17 protein-coding genes are annotated in these 16810 nt (G+C 60.3%); 2 read left to right on the top strand and 15 right to left on the bottom strand.

Annotated features, from left to right (window positions below):
- Window positions 1–11: 11 nt before the first annotated feature.
- From ACXX9E_RS25725 to ACXX9E_RS25780, 12 genes are all read right to left on the bottom strand, one after another.
- The gene (locus ACXX9E_RS25725; RefSeq protein WP_123466778.1) at window positions 12–368 is read right to left on the bottom strand and encodes a PilZ domain-containing protein; all 357 of its coding nucleotides are present in this window, start codon (window positions 366–368) and stop codon (window positions 12–14) included.
- Between the two features lie 42 nt (window positions 369–410).
- Window positions 411–1394 carry a DNA polymerase III subunit delta' gene (locus ACXX9E_RS25730; RefSeq protein WP_123466780.1) on the bottom strand — a complete coding sequence of 328 codons (984 nt, stop codon included), beginning with the start codon at window positions 1392–1394 and terminating at the stop codon, window positions 411–413.
- Window positions 1387–2019: a dTMP kinase gene (gene tmk / locus ACXX9E_RS25735; protein WP_123466782.1), complete on the bottom strand. Its 633-nt coding sequence runs from the start codon at window positions 2017–2019 to the stop codon at window positions 1387–1389. The genes ACXX9E_RS25730 and tmk overlap by 8 nt, the downstream gene beginning before the upstream one ends.
- Before the next feature lie 19 nt (window positions 2020–2038).
- Complete coding sequence (mltG, locus tag ACXX9E_RS25740; protein ID WP_128615501.1) at window positions 2039–3214, bottom strand: endolytic transglycosylase MltG; 1176 nt, start codon at window positions 3212–3214, stop codon at window positions 2039–2041.
- Between the two features lie 3 nt (window positions 3215–3217).
- Window positions 3218–4033, bottom strand: a complete 816-nt coding sequence (gene pabC, locus ACXX9E_RS25745; RefSeq protein ID WP_458556402.1) for an aminodeoxychorismate lyase — start codon at window positions 4031–4033, stop codon at window positions 3218–3220.
- The gene (gene fabF / locus ACXX9E_RS25750; RefSeq protein WP_123466788.1) at window positions 4033–5277 is read right to left on the bottom strand and encodes a beta-ketoacyl-ACP synthase II; all 1245 of its coding nucleotides are present in this window, start codon (window positions 5275–5277) and stop codon (window positions 4033–4035) included. The genes pabC and fabF overlap by 1 nt, the downstream gene beginning before the upstream one ends.
- A gap of 108 nt (window positions 5278–5385) precedes the next feature.
- The gene (gene acpP, locus ACXX9E_RS25755) at window positions 5386–5622 is read right to left on the bottom strand and encodes an acyl carrier protein (protein WP_003175607.1); all 237 of its coding nucleotides are present in this window, start codon (window positions 5620–5622) and stop codon (window positions 5386–5388) included.
- 196 nt (window positions 5623–5818) lie between these two features.
- On the bottom strand, window positions 5819–6559 hold the full coding sequence (fabG, locus tag ACXX9E_RS25760) for a 3-oxoacyl-ACP reductase FabG (protein WP_123466790.1): 741 nt from the start codon (window positions 6557–6559) through the stop codon (window positions 5819–5821).
- 16 nt (window positions 6560–6575) lie between these two features.
- Entirely contained in the window at window positions 6576–7514 is a 939-nt protein-coding gene (gene fabD / locus ACXX9E_RS25765; RefSeq protein ID WP_123466792.1) for an ACP S-malonyltransferase, read from the bottom strand.
- A gap of 123 nt (window positions 7515–7637) precedes the next feature.
- Window positions 7638–8648, bottom strand: a complete 1011-nt coding sequence (gene plsX, locus ACXX9E_RS25770; RefSeq protein ID WP_267802820.1) for a phosphate acyltransferase PlsX — start codon at window positions 8646–8648, stop codon at window positions 7638–7640.
- A 4-nt stretch (window positions 8649–8652) separates the two neighbouring features.
- Window positions 8653–8835: a 50S ribosomal protein L32 gene (rpmF, locus tag ACXX9E_RS25775; protein WP_003179396.1), complete on the bottom strand. Its 183-nt coding sequence runs from the start codon at window positions 8833–8835 to the stop codon at window positions 8653–8655.
- A 13-nt stretch (window positions 8836–8848) separates the two neighbouring features.
- Window positions 8849–9376, bottom strand: a complete 528-nt coding sequence (locus tag ACXX9E_RS25780) for a YceD family protein (RefSeq protein ID WP_123466796.1) — start codon at window positions 9374–9376, stop codon at window positions 8849–8851.
- A gap of 105 nt (window positions 9377–9481) precedes the next feature.
- On the opposite strand from ACXX9E_RS25780, the gene ACXX9E_RS25785 reads away from it, so the two are divergent.
- Window positions 9482–10060 carry a Maf family protein gene (locus ACXX9E_RS25785; RefSeq protein WP_340133927.1) on the top strand — a complete coding sequence of 193 codons (579 nt, stop codon included), beginning with the start codon at window positions 9482–9484 and terminating at the stop codon, window positions 10058–10060.
- An 84-nt stretch (window positions 10061–10144) separates the two neighbouring features.
- On the opposite strand, the gene ACXX9E_RS25790 is transcribed toward ACXX9E_RS25785, so the two are convergent.
- From ACXX9E_RS25790 to rluC, 3 genes are read right to left on the bottom strand one after another with little or no spacing between them, the layout of a single operon-like run.
- Window positions 10145–11134 carry a S49 family peptidase gene (locus ACXX9E_RS25790; protein WP_458556403.1) on the bottom strand — a complete coding sequence of 330 codons (990 nt, stop codon included), beginning with the start codon at window positions 11132–11134 and terminating at the stop codon, window positions 10145–10147.
- Between the two features lie 24 nt (window positions 11135–11158).
- Window positions 11159–11821 (bottom strand): HAD-IA family hydrolase, encoded by a 663-nt coding sequence (locus ACXX9E_RS25795; RefSeq protein WP_458556404.1) that lies wholly within the window; start codon window positions 11819–11821, stop codon window positions 11159–11161.
- On the bottom strand, window positions 11808–12770 hold the full coding sequence (rluC, locus tag ACXX9E_RS25800; protein WP_007950779.1) for a 23S rRNA pseudouridine(955/2504/2580) synthase RluC: 963 nt from the start codon (window positions 12768–12770) through the stop codon (window positions 11808–11810). The genes ACXX9E_RS25795 and rluC overlap by 14 nt, the downstream gene beginning before the upstream one ends.
- Before the next feature lie 699 nt (window positions 12771–13469).
- Between rluC and rne the strand changes: the two genes are divergently transcribed.
- Entirely contained in the window at window positions 13470–16721 is a 3252-nt protein-coding gene (gene rne, locus ACXX9E_RS25805) for a ribonuclease E (RefSeq protein ID WP_458556405.1), read from the top strand.
- Window positions 16722–16810: the final 89 nt, after the last annotated feature.

The raw sequence follows: 16810 nt of genomic DNA on the forward strand, positions 1-16810 counted from the left end.
AACACGGCTACTTACATCGTATGGGTGGGACGGTCGGACTTCAGGGCTCCGGCCAGATGGGTTTCGATGCGACTGCGGGCGGTGTTGTCGCCCTCGTTGAACTGCACGCCGACACCGGCAGCGCGATTACCCTGCGCGCCCTTGGGCGTGATCCAGGTGACTCGGCCGGCGACCGGAATCTTTTCGGCCTCGTCCATCAGGTTCAGCAGCATGAACACCTCATCGCCCAACTTGTAGCTCTTGTTGGTCGGGATGAACAGGCCACCGTTCTTGATGAATGGCATGTAGGCGGCATAAAGCACCGACTTGTCCTTGATGGTCAGAGACAAGATGCCGTTACGCGGCCCCGGGCTGGCGGGTTCATTCATGACGACCTCCACTGCTGATGTTCAGAGTCTAGGTACACATTCTTATCTTTGACCAGGCAATCCCGCCCATTGCACCAAGAGCGCCTCCAGCAGCAGGGCCGGATTGAGGTTGGCCTTGCTCAGGACTTTCTGGCGCTGGGCGAGAATCCAGTCCTGGATATCGAGCACTTTACCCTGGGCACTTTTCTGCGCCAGGTACTGCACGACCTTGCGCATATCGGTCAGGCCGAGGCCGGTTTCATCCTGAGTCAGTTGATAGCGCAGGATCAGGCTCGACCAGTCGCAGAACCAGTCGAACAGGCGCAGCATTGGAATGTTTTTCCATTCCTCGGCCAGTTGCGTTGGGGATTGCTGTTGCTTGAGCAGCTTCTTTACGCCTTCGACCACTTGCGCGCGTTGTTCGCGCACGCCTTGCGACTGCAGGCTGACCGCCGCCAACGGCGAACCGGCCGCCAGCGTCAGCAGTTCGACACGCTCTTCTGCGGAACAGTCCGGCAATGCCTGGGCCAGCCATTGCAGGCTCATCGCCTCACCCGGCAGCGGACAGGCCTGCTGCACGCAACGACTTTTGATCGTCGGCAACAAACGGCTCGGCTGGTGACTGACCAGCAGCAGCACGGTATTGCCGGACGGTTCTTCCAGACTCTTGAGCAAGGCGTTGGCAGCATTGATGTTCATCGACTCGACCGGCTCGATCAACACCACTTTGCGCCCGCCCAGCTGCGCGGTCTGCACCACGAAGCTGACCAGATCACGCACTTGATCAACCTTGATGGCCTTGTCGGCCTCTTCCGGTTCGAGGATGTAATTATCGGGGTGACTGCCGGCCTTGAGCAGCAGGCAGGATTTGCACTCGCCGCAAGCCTCAGGCGTCGGGCGCTGGCACAGCAGGCTGGCCATCAAGCGTTCGGCCAGCGCACGTTTGCCGATGCCGGCCGGACCATGCAGCAGGTAGGCGTGGGCGTGCTGGCTACGTCCGGCCAGTTGCTGCCAGAGGCTGTCCTGCCATGGATAGGCCTCAGCCACGGCTCAGCTCCAGCAAATTCGGAATCAGGGTATCCAGCGATTGTTGAACCTTGGCCAACGGCTGACCGGCGTCGATCCGCACGTAGCGCGCAGGATCGGCTTCGGCACGCTTGAGGAACGCGTTACGCACGGCCTCGAAAAATGCCCGGCCTTCCAGCTCGAAACGATCCAGACGGCCACGGGCACTGGCGCGGGCCAGGCCGATTTCCACCGGCAGATCGAAAATCAGCGTCAGGTCCGGACGCAGGTCACCTTGCACGAAGGTTTCCAGCGTGGCGATCCGCTCCAGCGACAAACCACGGCCGCCGCCCTGATAGGCGTAAGTCGAATCGGTAAAACGATCACACAGGACCACGGCGCCGCGGGCCAGTGCCGGGCGAATCACTTCGGCCAGATGCTGGGCACGCGCCGCGAACACCAGCAGCAACTCTGTATCCGGGTTCATGACTTCGTCGGCCGGGGCCAGCAGCACGTCGCGAATCCGTTCAGCCAGGGGCGTACCGCCGGGCTCACGGGTCAGCAACACCTCAACACCTGCGGCGCGCAGGCGCTCGGCGAGGTATTCGCGGTTGGTGCTTTTACCGGCGCCTTCCGGGCCTTCCAGGGTAATAAACAAGCCAGTCACAGGCAGTCCTTAATCAAAGTCATTGCGCGTTTTTCGGGGCGGCGGCTTCCGGTTCCGGCGCGGGCTGCGGCGGCGTAACCGGTGGCAGTGCTTGCGGTGCGGTGTCCGGTGATGCCGCAGGAATCGCTTCCTCGGTTGTCGGAGCTGCTTCAGGCGCAGTCGCCGGCGCCGGGCTCGAACGGTAATCGGCACGTCGCTTGAGCTGGAACTCGCGCACGGCACTGTTATGCGCATCCAGATCATCGGAGAACACATGGCTGCCATCGCCACGCGCCACAAAGTACAGACTGGTGCCGTCGACCGGATTCAGCGCGGCGTGAATCGCTTCACGCCCGACCATAGCAATCGGCGTCGGCGGCAAACCGGGAATCACGTAAGTGTTGTAAGGCGTCGGCTCTTTGAGATGGGCACGGGTCAGCTTGCCCGTGTAGCGATCGCCCAGCCCGTAAATGACCGTCGGATCGGTCTGCAACTGCATGCCCAGGGCCATACGGCGCACAAAGACGCCGGCAATTTCCCCGCGCTCCTGTGGCACTCCGGTCTCCTTCTCGACCAGCGAGGCCATGATCAGCGCTTGATAGGGCTCGGTGTAGGGCGCATCGGCGGAGCGTTTTTCCCACTCCCTGGCCAGCACTTCATCGAGTCGATCGAACGCCTTCTTCAGCAGCTCGGCATCAGACATCCCGCGCACGAAGCGGTAGGTATCCGGGAAGAACCGCCCTTCCGGGAATACCCCTTTGTGGCCGATCTTTGTCATGACGTCGCTGTCGCTCAAACCGTTGAGGGTTTGCTCGATCTTTTCGTCTTTCGCCAACGCGGCGCGCACTTGATGGAAATTCCAGCCTTCAACCAGGGTCAGGCTGTACTGCACCACTTCACCGCGCTTCCACAAGTCGATCAGGCCGTTGACGGTCATGCCCGGCTGCATGCGGTATTCACCGCTGTGGATCGGCGTGCCGGCGAGATTGAAGCGCCAGTAAATCCGCAACCAGAAGGCATCCTTGATGACGCCATCGGTTTCGAGTTCGAGGAAAGTACGGGTCGGGGTCGAGCCTTTCGGCACATCCAGCAGTTCTTCCTGCGTGATGTTCAGAGGCTGTTCCAGTGCGGAGTGAATCTTCCAGGCGCTGGCGCCCATCAGCAGCCCTGCCAGAACCAGTCCGGTTTCCAGCAGCAGCAAAAGTTTACGTCTCACGAATCAGGCATCCAGTAGGGCGCGGGCAATGGCTTGCAGTTTACGGGTGAGCGGGCCAACCGGCCAGCTCAGCGCAGCATAGGCACGAACCGGCCAGACGCCATACACGCTGTTACAGACAAAAACTTCATCAGCCCATTGCAGCTGTTCGAGGCTGATATCGGCGATTTGGGTGGGAATGGCCAGTGACTCGGCCTGAAACAATATTTCGGCACGCATCACGCCGGCGACACCACAGCGCTTCAGATCCGGCGTGATCAGCACCCCGTCGCGCACCACAAAGACATTGCTGAACACTCCTTCGATGACGCGACCGGCCTGATCGAGCATCAAGCCTTCGGCGTGTTCGCTGTCCTGCCATTCGGCACGGGCGAGAACCTGTTCCAGTCGATTGAGGTGTTTGAGCCCGGCAAGCAACGGCTGCTTTGATAAACGCGTGCTGCACGGAAACAGGCGGATGCCTTGTTGAGCATGAACCACCGGATAAGCCGCAGGAGGATTGCCTTGCAGAATGCGCCGGCCAGACGCCGCCGGATCCGGCGCGTAACCGCGCAAGCCGTCGCCACGGGTGAGGATGAGCTTGAGCACGCCCTCGCCCATCGCCGCCGCATAAACGAGCAGTTCGTGGCGAACCTGATCGAAGTCCGCCGCGATGGCCAGGCGCGCACAACCATCGGCCAGACGCGTCAGGTGGCGATCCAGCAACAGCGGCTGGCCGCTGCGCACGGCGATGGTCTCGAACAGACCGTCGCCGTAAGCCAGGCCGCGATCTTTCAGCGACAGAGTGTCAGCCGGTTGACCGTCGACCCAGCTGTCCATCAGCCTGCGAACCGGCGGAATGCCAAGGTGCCATTGGTGCCGCCAAAACCGAAGGAGTTGGACAGCACGACATCAATGTCCATGTTGCGCGCTGTGTGCGGCACGAAGTCGAGATCGCAGCCTTCGTCCGGCTCATCGAGGTTGATGGTCGGTGGCGCCACCTGGCTGTTGATCGCCAGCACGCTGAAGATTGCCTCGACCGCACCCGCCGCACCCAACAGGTGACCGGTCATGGACTTGGTGGAGCTGACCGCCATTTTGTAGGCATGGTCACCGAACACGGACTTGATCGCATTGGCTTCGGCGAGGTCGCCAGCCGGGGTCGAAGTACCGTGGGCGTTGATGTATTGCACTTGATCGACGTTGATCTTCGCGTCGCGCAATGCATTGGTGATGCAGCGCGCAGCACCGGCGCCATCGGCAGGTGGCGAGGTCATGTGGAAGGCATCGCCACTGGTACCGAAACCGATCAGCTCGGCATAGATGGTCGCGCCGCGTGCCTTGGCGTGCTCCAGCTCCTCGAGGACCAGGGCGCCGGCACCATCGGACAGGACGAAACCATCACGGCCCTTGTCCCACGGACGGCTGGCGCGGGTCGGCTCGTCGTTGCGGGTCGACAGCGCACGGGAGGCACCGAAGCCGCCCATGCCGAGGCCGCAAGCAGCCATTTCGGCACCGCCAGCAATCATCACGTCGGCTTCGTCGTACATGATGTTGCGCGCCGCCATGCCGATGCAGTGCGTACCGGTGGTGCACGCGGTGGCAATGGCGTAGTTAGGCCCCTGTGCCCCCAGATGGATGGACAGGAAACCGGAAATCATATTGATGATCGAGCCTGGCACGAAGAATGGCGAGATTCGACGCGGACCCGTTTCATGCAGGGTACGGCTGGTTTCTTCGATGTTGGTCAGACCGCCAATGCCAGAACCCATGGCCACGCCAATGCGTTCACGGTTGGCATCGGTGACTTCCAGACCGGCATTGCGCACGGCTTGAAAGCCTGCCGCGAGACCGTACTGGATGAACAGGTCGAGCTTGCGCGCTTCCTTGACCGACAGGTATTCCTCGACATTGAAGCCCTTTACCGAGCCGCCAAAGCGGGTGGAATAGGCAGAAAGGTCGGTGTGTTCGATCAGACCAATGCCACTGCGGCCAGCCAGAATGCCCTGCCAACTGCTCGGCACATCCGTGCCCAGTGGCGACAACATACCCATACCGGTGACTACGACGCGTCTACGCGACACAGCACTCTCCTTTTTCAAATGACGATTTTGCATCAGGCCTAAAGAAAAAACCGCACGCCATGATGGCAGTGCGGTTTTTCCATGACAGCAAACAACGATTACAAACTATTACGCCTGGTGGCTAGTAACGTAGTCGATTGCAGCTTGTACAGTAGTGATCTTCTCAGCTTCTTCGTCAGGGATTTCGGTCTCGAATTCCTCTTCCAGAGCCATCACCAGCTCAACGGTGTCAAGGGAGTCGGCACCCAGGTCTTCTACGAAGGAAGCGGTGTTGACCACTTCTTCTTCTTTAACACCCAGTTGCTCGGCAACGATTTTCTTGACGCGCTCTTCGATGGTGCTCATACCTTGTTTTCACTCCTAATGGACAAATTCAGGCAGCTGGCCAGTGGGTAAGTGTATAGAAAGACTTTTCAGCTTTTCAACTGAAAGCTTCACTCCTCAAACCCTGCGGCCCTCTGCCTATAAATAGATTGCAGCTTTATAACGGATTTTAGACAGCTCGTATGACATTTTTTTGAAGCAATCCGTCACATTTTACTTACATGTACATCCCACCGTTCACCGGGATTGTAGCCCCGGTGACGTATGCCGCACCGTCGGATGCAAGAAAAGCGACCACAGATGCGATCTCTTGAGCCTGCCCCAGACGACCCAGCGGAATCTGCGTCTGCAAGGCTTCACGCTGTGCTTCAGGCAGTTCACGGGTCATATCGGTGTCGATGAACCCAGGGGTCACCGAGTTGACCGTAATCGAACGAGAACCGACTTCACGCGCCATCGCCCGGCTGAAACCTTCCAGACCGGCCTTGGCGGCTGCATAGTTTACTTGGCCTGCGTTGCCCATGGCACCCACCACCGAGCCAATACTGATAATTCGACCCCAACGCGCCTTGGTCATGCCGCGCAGAACGCCCTTGGACAGGCGATACAGACTGTTCAGGTTGGTATCGATCACGTCGTACCACTCGTCGTCTTTCATGCGCATCATCAGATTATCGCGGGTGATGCCGGCGTTATTGACCAGGATCGCCGGCGCACCGAACTGCTCCTGGATGCTCGCCAGCACCTTGCTGACCGATTCGTCGCTGGTGACGTTGAGTTCCAGACCGGTGCCCTGAATGCCGTGCTCTTTCAGCGTGGCGGCAATTGCCTCGGCACCTTTGGCGGAGGTCGCGGTACCCACGACGATGGCGCCCTGACGACCCAGTTCCAGCGCGATAGCCTGGCCGATACCGCGGCTTGCACCGGTGACCAGTGCAACTTTACCTTGCAGACTCATGCAAGCTTCTCCTGATTCAGGCTTGCGCTGCGCGAGCGGCAGCGAAAGCGTCTGGGGTATTGAGGTTGGAAGTCGAAACGCCTTCGGCGCAACGTTTGTTCAGACCGGCCAGGACTTTGCCCGGGCCGCATTCGACCAGACTGGTCGCGCCTTTGGCGGCCAGGGTCTGGACCGATTCAACCCAGCGCACTGGCTTGTACAGTTGTTCGAGCAGATCACGCTTGAGGGTTTCCAGATCGGCCGGCACTTGCGCGCTGACGTTCTGTACCACCGGGATCTGCGGCGCCTGCCAGTCGATGGCGGCGATGGATTCGGCGAAGCGCTCGGCGGCCGGACGCATCAGTTCGCAGTGCGACGGCACGCTCACCGGCAGCGGCATGGCACGCTTGGCGCCACGGGCCTTGCAGCCTTCGATGGCGCGCTCAACGGCCGCCTTGGCACCGGCGATGACCACCTGGCCTGGCGAGTTGAAGTTGACGGCGCTGACCACCTCGCCCTGCGCTGCTTCAGCACAGGCCGCCAGTACGTCGGCATCTTCCAGACCGAGAATGGCCGCCATGCCGCCCTGCCCGGCCGGAACCGCTTCCTGCATCAGTTGACCACGGCGCTCGACGAGCTTCACCGCGTCAGCCAGCGTCAGGCTACCGGCAGCGACCAGCGCGCTGTATTCACCCAGGCTGTGACCGGCAACAAAGGCCGGACGCGCGCCGCCTTCCGCCAGCCACAGACGCCACAGGGCGATCGAAGCGGTCAGAATGGCCGGTTGGGTTTTATCGGTTTGATTGAGCAGCTCTTCCGGACCCTGCTGGGTCAGCGCCCACAGGTCATAGCCCAGAGCCTCAGAGGCTTCTTTGAAAGTTTCGAGGATCAACGGATATTCCGCGCCCAGCTCGGCCAGCATGCCGAGGGACTGCGAACCCTGTCCTGGAAAGACGAATGCGAGGGAAGCAGACATGTAACAAGCCCCTAATGATCTTGTCGTCGAAAAATGACGCCCCACGTGGGGACGCAAGAAACTGACAGTTGGATGGCCCTTTGAACCGGGCGGTCACATTTAAGCATTGTCCGACGAAAACGCCTAAGACAACAAATCCTCCAGACGACCATGAAGGCGCTCGGGAAGATTTTCCTGGATCTCGATCAAGGCCCGCTGAATCGCACTCTGAAAACCCTGAACCCCGGCCGAACCGTGACTTTTCACCACGATGCCCTGCAGACCGAGAAAACTTGCGCCGTTGTGTCGCGCCGGCGCCAGATCCGCCTGCAAGCGCTTCATCAATGGCAACGCCAACGCCCCGACAACCCGGGACGCGAGGTTTTTCCTGAACAGCGCCTCGATGCGCGCCGCGATCATCGTCGCCAGGCCTTCGCTGGACTTGAGCAGGATATTGCCGACAAAACCGTCACACACCACCACGTCCGCTTCACCGCGATACAGGCCATCGCCCTCGACGAAACCGATGTAATTGATACCTCGCGCCGCCTGCAACAAGGTCGCTGCCAGCTTGACCTGCTGGTTACCCTTGATGTCTTCGGTGCCGATATTGAGCAACGCCACTCGTGGCCGGGCAATGCCCAGCGTCTGCGCTGCCACCGACCCCATCACCGCGAACTGCAACAGATGCTCGGCACTGCAATCGACATTGGCGCCCAGGTCGAGCAACTGGCAATAACCCGTCTGCGTCGGAATCGCCGCCACCATCGCTGGTCGATCAATGCCCGGCAACGTCTTGAGCACGAAGCGCGACAACGCCATCAGCGCCCCGGTATTACCGGCACTGACACAGGCCTGAGCCTTGCCATCACGCACCAGTTCAAGGGCGACACGCATCGACGAGTCCGGCTTGCCACGCAAGGCCTGGGTCGGTTTTTCGTCCATGGTGATGACTTCGGACGCCGGAATAATCGTCAGGCGCGCGCGATCGGCAGCCGATTGGCCGTGGATCAATTCTTCAAGGAGGGAGGGTTGACCGACGAGGGTCAGGTGCAGCGAGGGCGTAGCAGAAAGGCAAGCAAGGCTGGCCTGAACAATGCTGCGGGGACCGAAGTCCCCGCCCATTGCGTCAATCGCGATGACTTGAGCGGACAAGTGATTACTCGTCAGCGCCCTTGTCGATCACTTTACGGCCACGGTATACGCCTTCTGGCGATACGTGGTGACGCAGGTGAACTTCACCAGTGGTTTTTTCTACAGACAGAGTGCTAGCCTCGAGAGCGTCGTGCGAACGGCGCATGTCACGGGCAGAGCGGGATTTTTTGTTCTGCTGAACAGCCATAATTGATTAACTCCTAAACGTTTGGGTCACGCTTTAACTGCGCCAATACACTGAACGGGTTGGACCGCGTTACCTCGTCCTCGCTCGATACGGGTTCATCTGCTCCCGCCGGCTGCTGGCATTCTTCCGGATGATGAGCAGGCACAATGGGCAAGGCGAGCAGAAGCTCCTCCTCGATCAGTGACTGCAGATCCAATGGATCTTCGCCCAGTTCCAGCACGTCATAACCTTTCGGTAACGACTGGGTATTCGCACCCTCCTTCACTACAGCGTAACTGCATTCGCTGTGGATCGGCAGGGTGACCAGCTCAAGACAACGCTGGCAAACCATTTTGACTTCGGTGTCGATAAAGCTGTGGATCACCACAGATTTACGTTCATCTCGTTCAAAAACGAATTTGGCCTGCACCGTACCGACATTGTCGGAAAGCGGGTCGCAGAGTCTCTTCAAATCGGCCAGCAGCAGTTCACCTTGAAGGGTGGTGCCACGGTCAGCCAATTTGCGCGGGTCAACGTGAGGTGGAATCGGGTCATTCAACATAGGCGCAGCATTATAGGGATGCACCCACCCATGTCAAAGGAAATTGTGCCCTGTCCGTCACTTGCGTGCCTCCGCTAGAATTCGCGCCTGCCTCAGGAGACGCCAATGCTGCCTTTATTACTTGCTTCAAGCTCGACTTATCGCCGGGATTTGCTCGCCCGCCTGCACCTGCCGTTCGTCTGCTGTTCGCCGGATATCGACGAAAGCCATCGCCCTGGCGAATCAGCCATCGAACTGGTCAAACGTCTCGCCGAACAGAAAGCCCGGGCACTGGCCGCCAGCCACCCCGACCATCTGATCATCGGCTCTGACCAGGTCGCCGTGCTTGGCGAGCAGATCATCGGCAAGCCGCACACCTTCGACAAGGCCTGCGAACAATTGATGGCCGCCAGCGGCGCAAGCGTGACCTTCCTGACCGGCCTGGCCCTGCTTAACAGCCAGACCGGCCAATGCCAGGTCGACTGCGTGCCGTTCACCGTTCACATGCGCAAACTGGACCAGGCTCGCGTTGAGCGCTACCTGCGCATTGAACAGCCTTACGACTGCGCTGGCAGCTTCAAGGCCGAAGGGCTGGGCGTGAGCCTGTTTCAATCCACCGAAGGGCCTGACGCGACCAGCCTGATCGGCCTGCCGTTGATTCGCCTGATCGACATGCTGCTGGCCGAAGGCGTACAGATCCCTTAAAGCAAAAGATCGCAGCCTGCGACAACTCCTACACCGATCTCTGTAGGCGCTGCCGCAGACTGCGATCTTTTGACTTGAAACGAATTAACGCAACGAAGGCCCGTGGAAACCCATCCACATCGCCAACTGCTCAGCCACGCTGGCACCCAGCTTCTTCGAGAAGCGATCAAACGGCGATTCCTGAACGGTGAAATCCACCAGCTCTTTCTCGCCGATCACATCCCGCGCCACCGAACTGGCGTTACCCAGGCCATCAATCAGCCCCAGCGGCAGCGCCTGTTCACCGGACCAGACCAGCCCGGAGAACAGCTCCGGATGCTCTTTGTCCTTGAGGCGATCGCCGCGCCCCTGCTTGACGCTGTTGATGAACTGCTTGTGCGTGGTGTCCAGCACGGTCTGCCAGAACGCCGTCTCGTCAGCTTTCTGTGGCTGGAACGGATCGAGGAACGACTTGTGCTCACCCGAGGTATACGTACGACGCTCGACACCCAGCTTGTCCATCGTGCCAACAAAGCCGTAACCCGCCGCCGTCACACCGATGGAGCCAACCAGACTGGCCTTGTCGGCATAGATCTGATCCGCCGCACTGGCGATGTAATAGGCACCGGACGCCCCCAGATCGGAAATCACCGCATACACCTTGGTGTCCGGGTTCAGCCCCCGCAGACGCTTGATCTCGTCATACACGTAACCCGACTGCACCGGACTGCCGCCTGGACTATTGATGCGCAGGATCACACCCTTGACCTTCTTGTCCTCGAAGGCCGCCCGCAGACTGCCGACGATATTGTCAGCGCTGGCCGGCTCCTTGTCGGCGATCATGCCGGTGATGTCGATCAGCGCTGTGTAGTTCGAAGAACGGGTGGCGCTCTTTTCCATGTCCATCAGCGGCGTGAACAGAATCAGCGCAACAAACAGATAAACAAACGTCAGCAGCTTGAAGAAAATCCCCCAACGCCGCGAACGACGTTGCTCCTGCACGCCGGCCAGCAGGGTTTTCTCCAATAGTTTCCAGCTTTTCTCGTCACCGTCGTCGGCACTTGCCTTGGCCGGTGCTTTCCATTCGTCGGTCATGCGCTGTACCCCAGCAAAAACGTATTAAGCCTGCTGCCCCAGCCAGGCGTGCAATTCACTAAACCGGTCGATCGACAGGCGCGGCTCGAACTGCTGCAGCGATTCAATCGACTGCGCGCCATAACTCACCGCCACAGACGCCATGCCCGCGTTACGCGCCATCAACAGGTCGAAGGACGAATCCCCTACCATCAACGCCTGCTCGGGGCGCACACCGCAATGCGCGAGAATCTGCTCAAGCATCAGCGGGTGCGGCTTGCTCGCAGTCTCGTCGGCGGCGCGAGTGATATCGAAATAGTCTTCCCAGCCATTGGCCTTGAGCACCCGATCCAGTCCGCGACGATTTTTACCGGTCGCGACTGCCAGGTAATAGCCCTGCTCGCGAAACGACGCCATCGACTCGACTACGCCATCGAACAACGGCGAAGGCACGGCTTCTGCCGCGATGTAGTGATCGGCGTAATACTCGCGAAACAAGGTCATCTCGGTATCGCTGATGTCCGGATACAAGGTGCGGATCGCCTCGGGCAAGCCCAGGCCGATGATGCCTTTGACGGCAAAATCATCACGCAACTCGAAACCGGAACGCGCGGACGCAGAGTGCATCGCCTCGACAATCCGACCAATGGAATCGGCGAGGGTGCCGTCCCAATCGAAAATCAGCAGTTTGCAATCAGATGGGCGCACTCAATCGCTCCACGGTCTTGGCCCACATTTCATCGACCGGTGCCTGCAACTTGAGTTCACCGCCATCGGGCAGCGGCACGGTCAGCATGTAGGCGTGCAGGAACAGGCGCTTGCCGCCCAGATCACGGATTTCCTTGCTGAAACCGTCATCGCCGTACTTGGTGTCGCCGGCAATGCAGTGCCCGGCGTGCAACGTGTGGACGCGGATCTGGTGCGTGCGGCCGGTGATCGGCTTGGCCTCGATCAAGGTGGCAAAGTCGCCAAAGCGACGCAGGACCTTGAACACGGTCACCGACTCCTTGCCCTCCTCCTCATCGACCTCGACCATGCGCTCGCCGGAGCGCAGATTGCTCTTGCCGAGCGCCGCACGGACTTGCTTGATCGAAGTTGCCCAGTTGCCGCGAACCAGCGCCATGTAGCGCTTGTCGACGCCGTCACCGCGCAATGCGGCGTGCAAGTGCCGCAACATGCTGCGTTTCTTGGCGATCATCAGCAGGCCGGAGGTATCCCGGTCAAGTCGGTGAACCAGTTCCAGCTCCTTGGCATCCGGGCGCAACTGACGAAAGGCTTCGATGACGCCGTAATTCAAGCCGCTGCCGCCGTGAACCGCAATGCCGGCGGGCTTGTTGATCACGATCAGGGCTTTGTCTTCGTAGACAATCGAGGCTTCCAGACGCTGCAACAAGCCTTGCGCCAGAGGCACCGGCTCGTCGCGCTCAGGCACGCGAACCGGCGGCACGCGCACGATATCACCGGCCTGCAGCTTGTATTCGGGCTTGATCCGCCCCTTGTTCACACGCACTTCGCCTTTACGCAAAATGCGGTAAATCAAGGTCTTGGGCACGCCTTTGAGCCGGGCGAGGAGAAAGTTGTCGATTCGTTGGCCGGCATACTCCGGCGAGACTTCAAGCAGTTGAACGCCTGGAGTCGAAGGGGCAGTAGTTGTCATGCCGCGGATGATAACAATTTTTATGGATTTGAAGCACTTAATCATTGCTGCTATAGTCGCGAACGCCGCCAAAAGCGGCCTGGACAGCGGAACCACGGTCAAAAACCGGCCCTGACCAACGCAATTCACCAGGACGCGAGGCCGTCCTACGGGGCTTTCGCTACGTAACGGTGGAGTTTGCAGTTGTAACAAGCGCAGGTGACATGAGGCCTGAATTACACCGTCGAGCAGAGTTTTCACTCGCCTGACAGGCAAATATTCGAGGCCAGTTCACAAAGTGCAGTCAGCTGCAGATGACCCCGAGCGAATGTTTCGGAAACATCGCCTGAATTAGCCATGATGCGTGACCTCCCCTTTCGGAGCTCACGGTAAATGCCAACCCGCTGCGGATTCTGCGCGCGGCAGCACCCGAATTATCAGGGATACGTGTAGGGTGGAGATGCACAACCGCCGGACTGTGTAGCAATAGGCTTTATCAAGACGCTTCATCTCGTCCACAGCCGCTGGTTGATTCCTCCTCCTGACTGAGTGCTTATGTAGCCACAGCAAGCAGGACGCGTACGTCGCGGTATCGGCCCAATTGGCCTGACATCGCTGGACACGGGAATGGCCAACCATTCCCGACGCACCTGACACCGACCGTGAGAAGTCGTGTGTGCCGAACGCCGTTTCCGGCAGCCCGGAAACCGACGGTACTACATGAAAAGAATGCTGATTAACGCGACTCAACCCGAAGAGTTGCGTGTTGCACTGGTAGATGGCCAACGCCTCTACGACCTGGACATCGAATCCGGTGCACGCGAGCAGAAGAAGGCCAACATCTATAAAGGCCGTATCACTCGCATCGAACCAAGCCTTGAGGCTGCCTTTGTCGATTTCGGCTCCGAGCGCCACGGCTTCCTGCCCCTCAAAGAAATCTCCCGCGAATACTTCAAGAAAGCCCCTGAAGGCCGCGTCAACATCAAGGACGTCCTGAGCGAAGGCCAGGAAGTCATCGTTCAGGTCGAAAAAGAAGAACGTGGCAACAAGGGCGCCGCCCTGACCACCTTCATCAGCCTGGCCGGTCGTTACCTCGTGCTGATGCCGAACAACCCGCGTGCCGGCGGTATCTCCCGTCGCATCGAAGGCGAAGAGCGCAACGAACTGCGTGAAGCGCTGAACGGCCTGGTGGCACCAGCCGACATGGGTCTGATCGTGCGCACTGCCGGCCTGGGCCGCAGCAGCGAAGAAATGCAGTGGGACCTCGATTACCTGCTGCAACTGTGGACCGCCATCAAAGAAGCCTCGCTGGATCGCTCCGCGCCTTTCCTGATCTACCAGGAAAGCAACGTGATCATCCGCGCCATCCGCGATTACCTGCGCCAGGACATCGGCGAAGTGCTGATCGACAGCGTTGAAGCCCAGGACGAAGCCCTGACCTTCATCCGCCAGGTGATGCCGCAGTACGCCAGCAAGATCAAGCTGTACGAAGACAGCGTGCCGCTGTTCAACCGTTTCCAGATCGAAAGCCAGATCGAAACCGCGTTCCAGCGTGTCGTCGAACTGCCTTCCGGCGGCTCCATCGTTATCGATCCGACCGAGGCCCTGGTGTCCATCGACATCAACTCGGCGCGCGCCACCAAAGGCAGCGACATCGAAGAAACCGCCCTGCAGACCAACCTTGAAGCGGCCGAAGAAATCGCCCGTCAGTTGCGCCTGCGCGACATCGGCGGCCTGATCGTCATCGACTTCATTGACATGACCCCTGCCAAGAACCAGCGCGCCGTGGAAGAGAAAGTCCGCGAATGCCTGGAAGCCGACCGCGCTCGCGTGCAGATCGGCCGCATCTCGCGCTTTGGCCTGCTGGAAATGTCCCGTCAGCGCCTGCGTCCATCCCTGGGTGAAAGCAGCGGCATCGTCTGCCCGCGTTGCAACGGCACCGGCATCATCCGTGACGTTGAATCGCTGTCGCTGGCCATCCTGCGCCTGATCGAAGAAGAAGCCCTGAAAGACCGCACTGCCGAAGTGCGCGCTCAAGTGCCGATTCCGGTCGCCGCGTTCCTGCTCAACGAAAAACGCAACTCGATCACCAAGATCGAACTGCGCACCCGTGCCCGTATCGTCATCCTGCCGAACGATCACCTCGAAACGCCGCACTTCGAAGTTCAGCGTCTGCGTGACGACAGCCCGGAAGCCGCGACCAACCAGTCCAGCTACGAAATCGCTGCGGCTGCGGCCGAAGTCGAAGAAGTCCAGCCAGCCGCCGCGACCCGCACCCTAGTTCGCCAGGAAGCCGCGGTCAAGACTGCACCGGCCCGCGCCAACGCTCCGGTGCCGACCGAAGTCGCCGCACCTGCGGCTCCAGCACCGGCACCGGTTGCCGCGCCAGAGCCAAGCCTGTTCAAAGGCCTGGTGAAATCGCTGGTCAGCCTGTTCGCCACCAAGGAAGAGCCAGCCGCTCCGGTCGTGGTTGAAAAACCGGCCACCGAGCGTCCGGCCCGCAATGAAGAGCGTCGCAACGGTCGTCAGCAGAGCCGCAACCGTAATGGTCGCCGCGATGAAGAACGCAAGCCGCGCGAAGAACGTGCGCCACGTGAAGAACGTGCACCGCGTGAGCCGCGTGAAGAACGCGCCCCACGTGAAGCCCGTGAAGTCCGCGAGCCGCGTGAAGCCCGCAGCGAAGCACCAGCCGCCCGCGAGGAACGCGCACCACGCGCTCCGCGTGAAGAACGTGCACCGCGTGCCCCACGTGAAGACCGCAAGCCACGTGGCGAGCGTGAAGAGCGTGTGCGTGAACTGCGCGAACCTCTGGACGCCGCTCCTGCCGCTCCAGCCGCCGCTGCCGCTGTCGTTGCCGAAGAGCGTCCGGCTCGTCAGCCGCGTGAAGAGCGCGCGCCACGTCCGCCGCGTGAAGAGCGTCAGCCACGTGCCGAGCAGGCCGCTGCTGCCGTTGCCGAAGAAGAAGTGACTACGAACGAAGAGCAACTGCCGGAAGACGGTCAGGACACCGCCGAAGGCGATCGTCCGCGTCGTCGCTCCCGTGGTCAGCGTCGTCGCAGCAACCGTCGTGAGCGTCAGCGTGATGCCAACGGCAACGTAATCGAAGGTTCGGAAGAATCCGAGTCTGGCGAAAACGCTGAAGCACCAGGCACTGCCGATCTGGCTGCCGGCCTGGCCGTCACCGCCGCTGTTGCCAGCAGCGTGATCAGCGCTCCGGCTGAAGCACAGGCTCACGAGCAAGCCGAACGCGCCACCGCCGCCACCCTGGAAACCGCTCCAGTGGAAGCGCCGGTTGTCGAAGCGACTACGCCGGTGGAAGTGATCGCCGCTCCGGAAGTCGAAGTGGCACCGGTTCGCGAAGCTCAGCCTCAGGTTGAAGCTGCTGCCGAGCCAGCGCCGGTTGTCGAAGCCCCTGCTGTGGTGGCAGAGCAGGTTGTTGAAACCGTCGCTGAAACCGTGACTGAAAGCGTGCGTGAAGTTCGTGAAGAACAAACCGCATTCAACTGGGTGGCCGAGCCTGCCGTCGCTGAAACCCCGGCGTCCGTTGTCGAGGCCCCAGCCGCTGAAGAAGCCAAGGCTGCCGAACCCGTAGTGGAAGCCGTTCAACCTGCTCCAGCGCCAGTCGTTGAAGCGCCGGTTGTCGAAGCGCCCGTGGTAGCCGAAGCTCCGGCCCCGGTGGTTGAAGCTGCAGCACCGGTCAGCGCCCTGACGCCAAACGGTCGCGCGCCTAACGATCCGCGTGAAGTGCGTCGTCGCAAGCGTGAAGAAGAGCGTCTGGCCAAAGAAGCCGAACTGGCTGCTGCGGCAGCTCCAGCGGTCGCTGCTGAAGTAGTCGAGGCAGCCCCTGCCCCGGCCGCAGAGGAAGCTGTCGTTGAGTCGGTGATTGCTGAAGCACCACGCTCCGTTCAGGACGCGGTCGAGCAGCACGAAGTGGCCCAGGAAAAAGAACACGAGCCTAAACCGCTCGTCTGATTCCAACAGCCAGTAAAAAGCCCCGCCTGAGCAATCAGGCGGGGCTTTTTTTTGCCTTCGTGTTCGACATCACTGCCCGCTACCACAAG

It is taken from the genome of Pseudomonas sp. GNP014 (genome assembly GCF_054344005.1).

What these genes read in the sequence shown, in the direction of transcription:
- ACXX9E_RS25725 (WP_123466778.1), bottom strand. Translation starts at nt 368, where the DNA reads ATGAATGAACCCGCCAGCCCGGGGCCGCGTAACGGCATCTTGTCTCTG.
- pabC (WP_458556402.1), bottom strand. Translation starts at nt 4,033, where the DNA reads ATGGACAGCTGGGTCGACGGTCAACCGGCTGACACTCTGTCGCTGAAA.
- acpP (WP_003175607.1), bottom strand. Translation starts at nt 5,622, where the DNA reads ATGAGCACCATCGAAGAGCGCGTCAAGAAAATCGTTGCCGAGCAACTG.
- fabG (WP_123466790.1), bottom strand. Translation starts at nt 6,559, where the DNA reads ATGAGTCTGCAAGGTAAAGTTGCACTGGTCACCGGTGCAAGCCGCGGT.
- fabD (WP_123466792.1), bottom strand. Translation starts at nt 7,514, where the DNA reads ATGTCTGCTTCCCTCGCATTCGTCTTTCCAGGACAGGGTTCGCAGTCC.
- rpmF (WP_003179396.1), bottom strand. Translation starts at nt 8,835, where the DNA reads ATGGCTGTTCAGCAGAACAAAAAATCCCGCTCTGCCCGTGACATGCGC.
- ACXX9E_RS25780 (WP_123466796.1), bottom strand. Translation starts at nt 9,376, where the DNA reads ATGTTGAATGACCCGATTCCACCTCACGTTGACCCGCGCAAATTGGCT.
- ACXX9E_RS25785 (WP_340133927.1), top strand. Translation starts at nt 9,482, where the DNA reads ATGCTGCCTTTATTACTTGCTTCAAGCTCGACTTATCGCCGGGATTTG.
- ACXX9E_RS25790 (WP_458556403.1), bottom strand. Translation starts at nt 11,134, where the DNA reads ATGACCGACGAATGGAAAGCACCGGCCAAGGCAAGTGCCGACGACGGT.
- rluC (WP_007950779.1), bottom strand. Translation starts at nt 12,770, where the DNA reads ATGACAACTACTGCCCCTTCGACTCCAGGCGTTCAACTGCTTGAAGTC.
- rne (WP_458556405.1), top strand. Translation starts at nt 13,470, where the DNA reads ATGAAAAGAATGCTGATTAACGCGACTCAACCCGAAGAGTTGCGTGTT.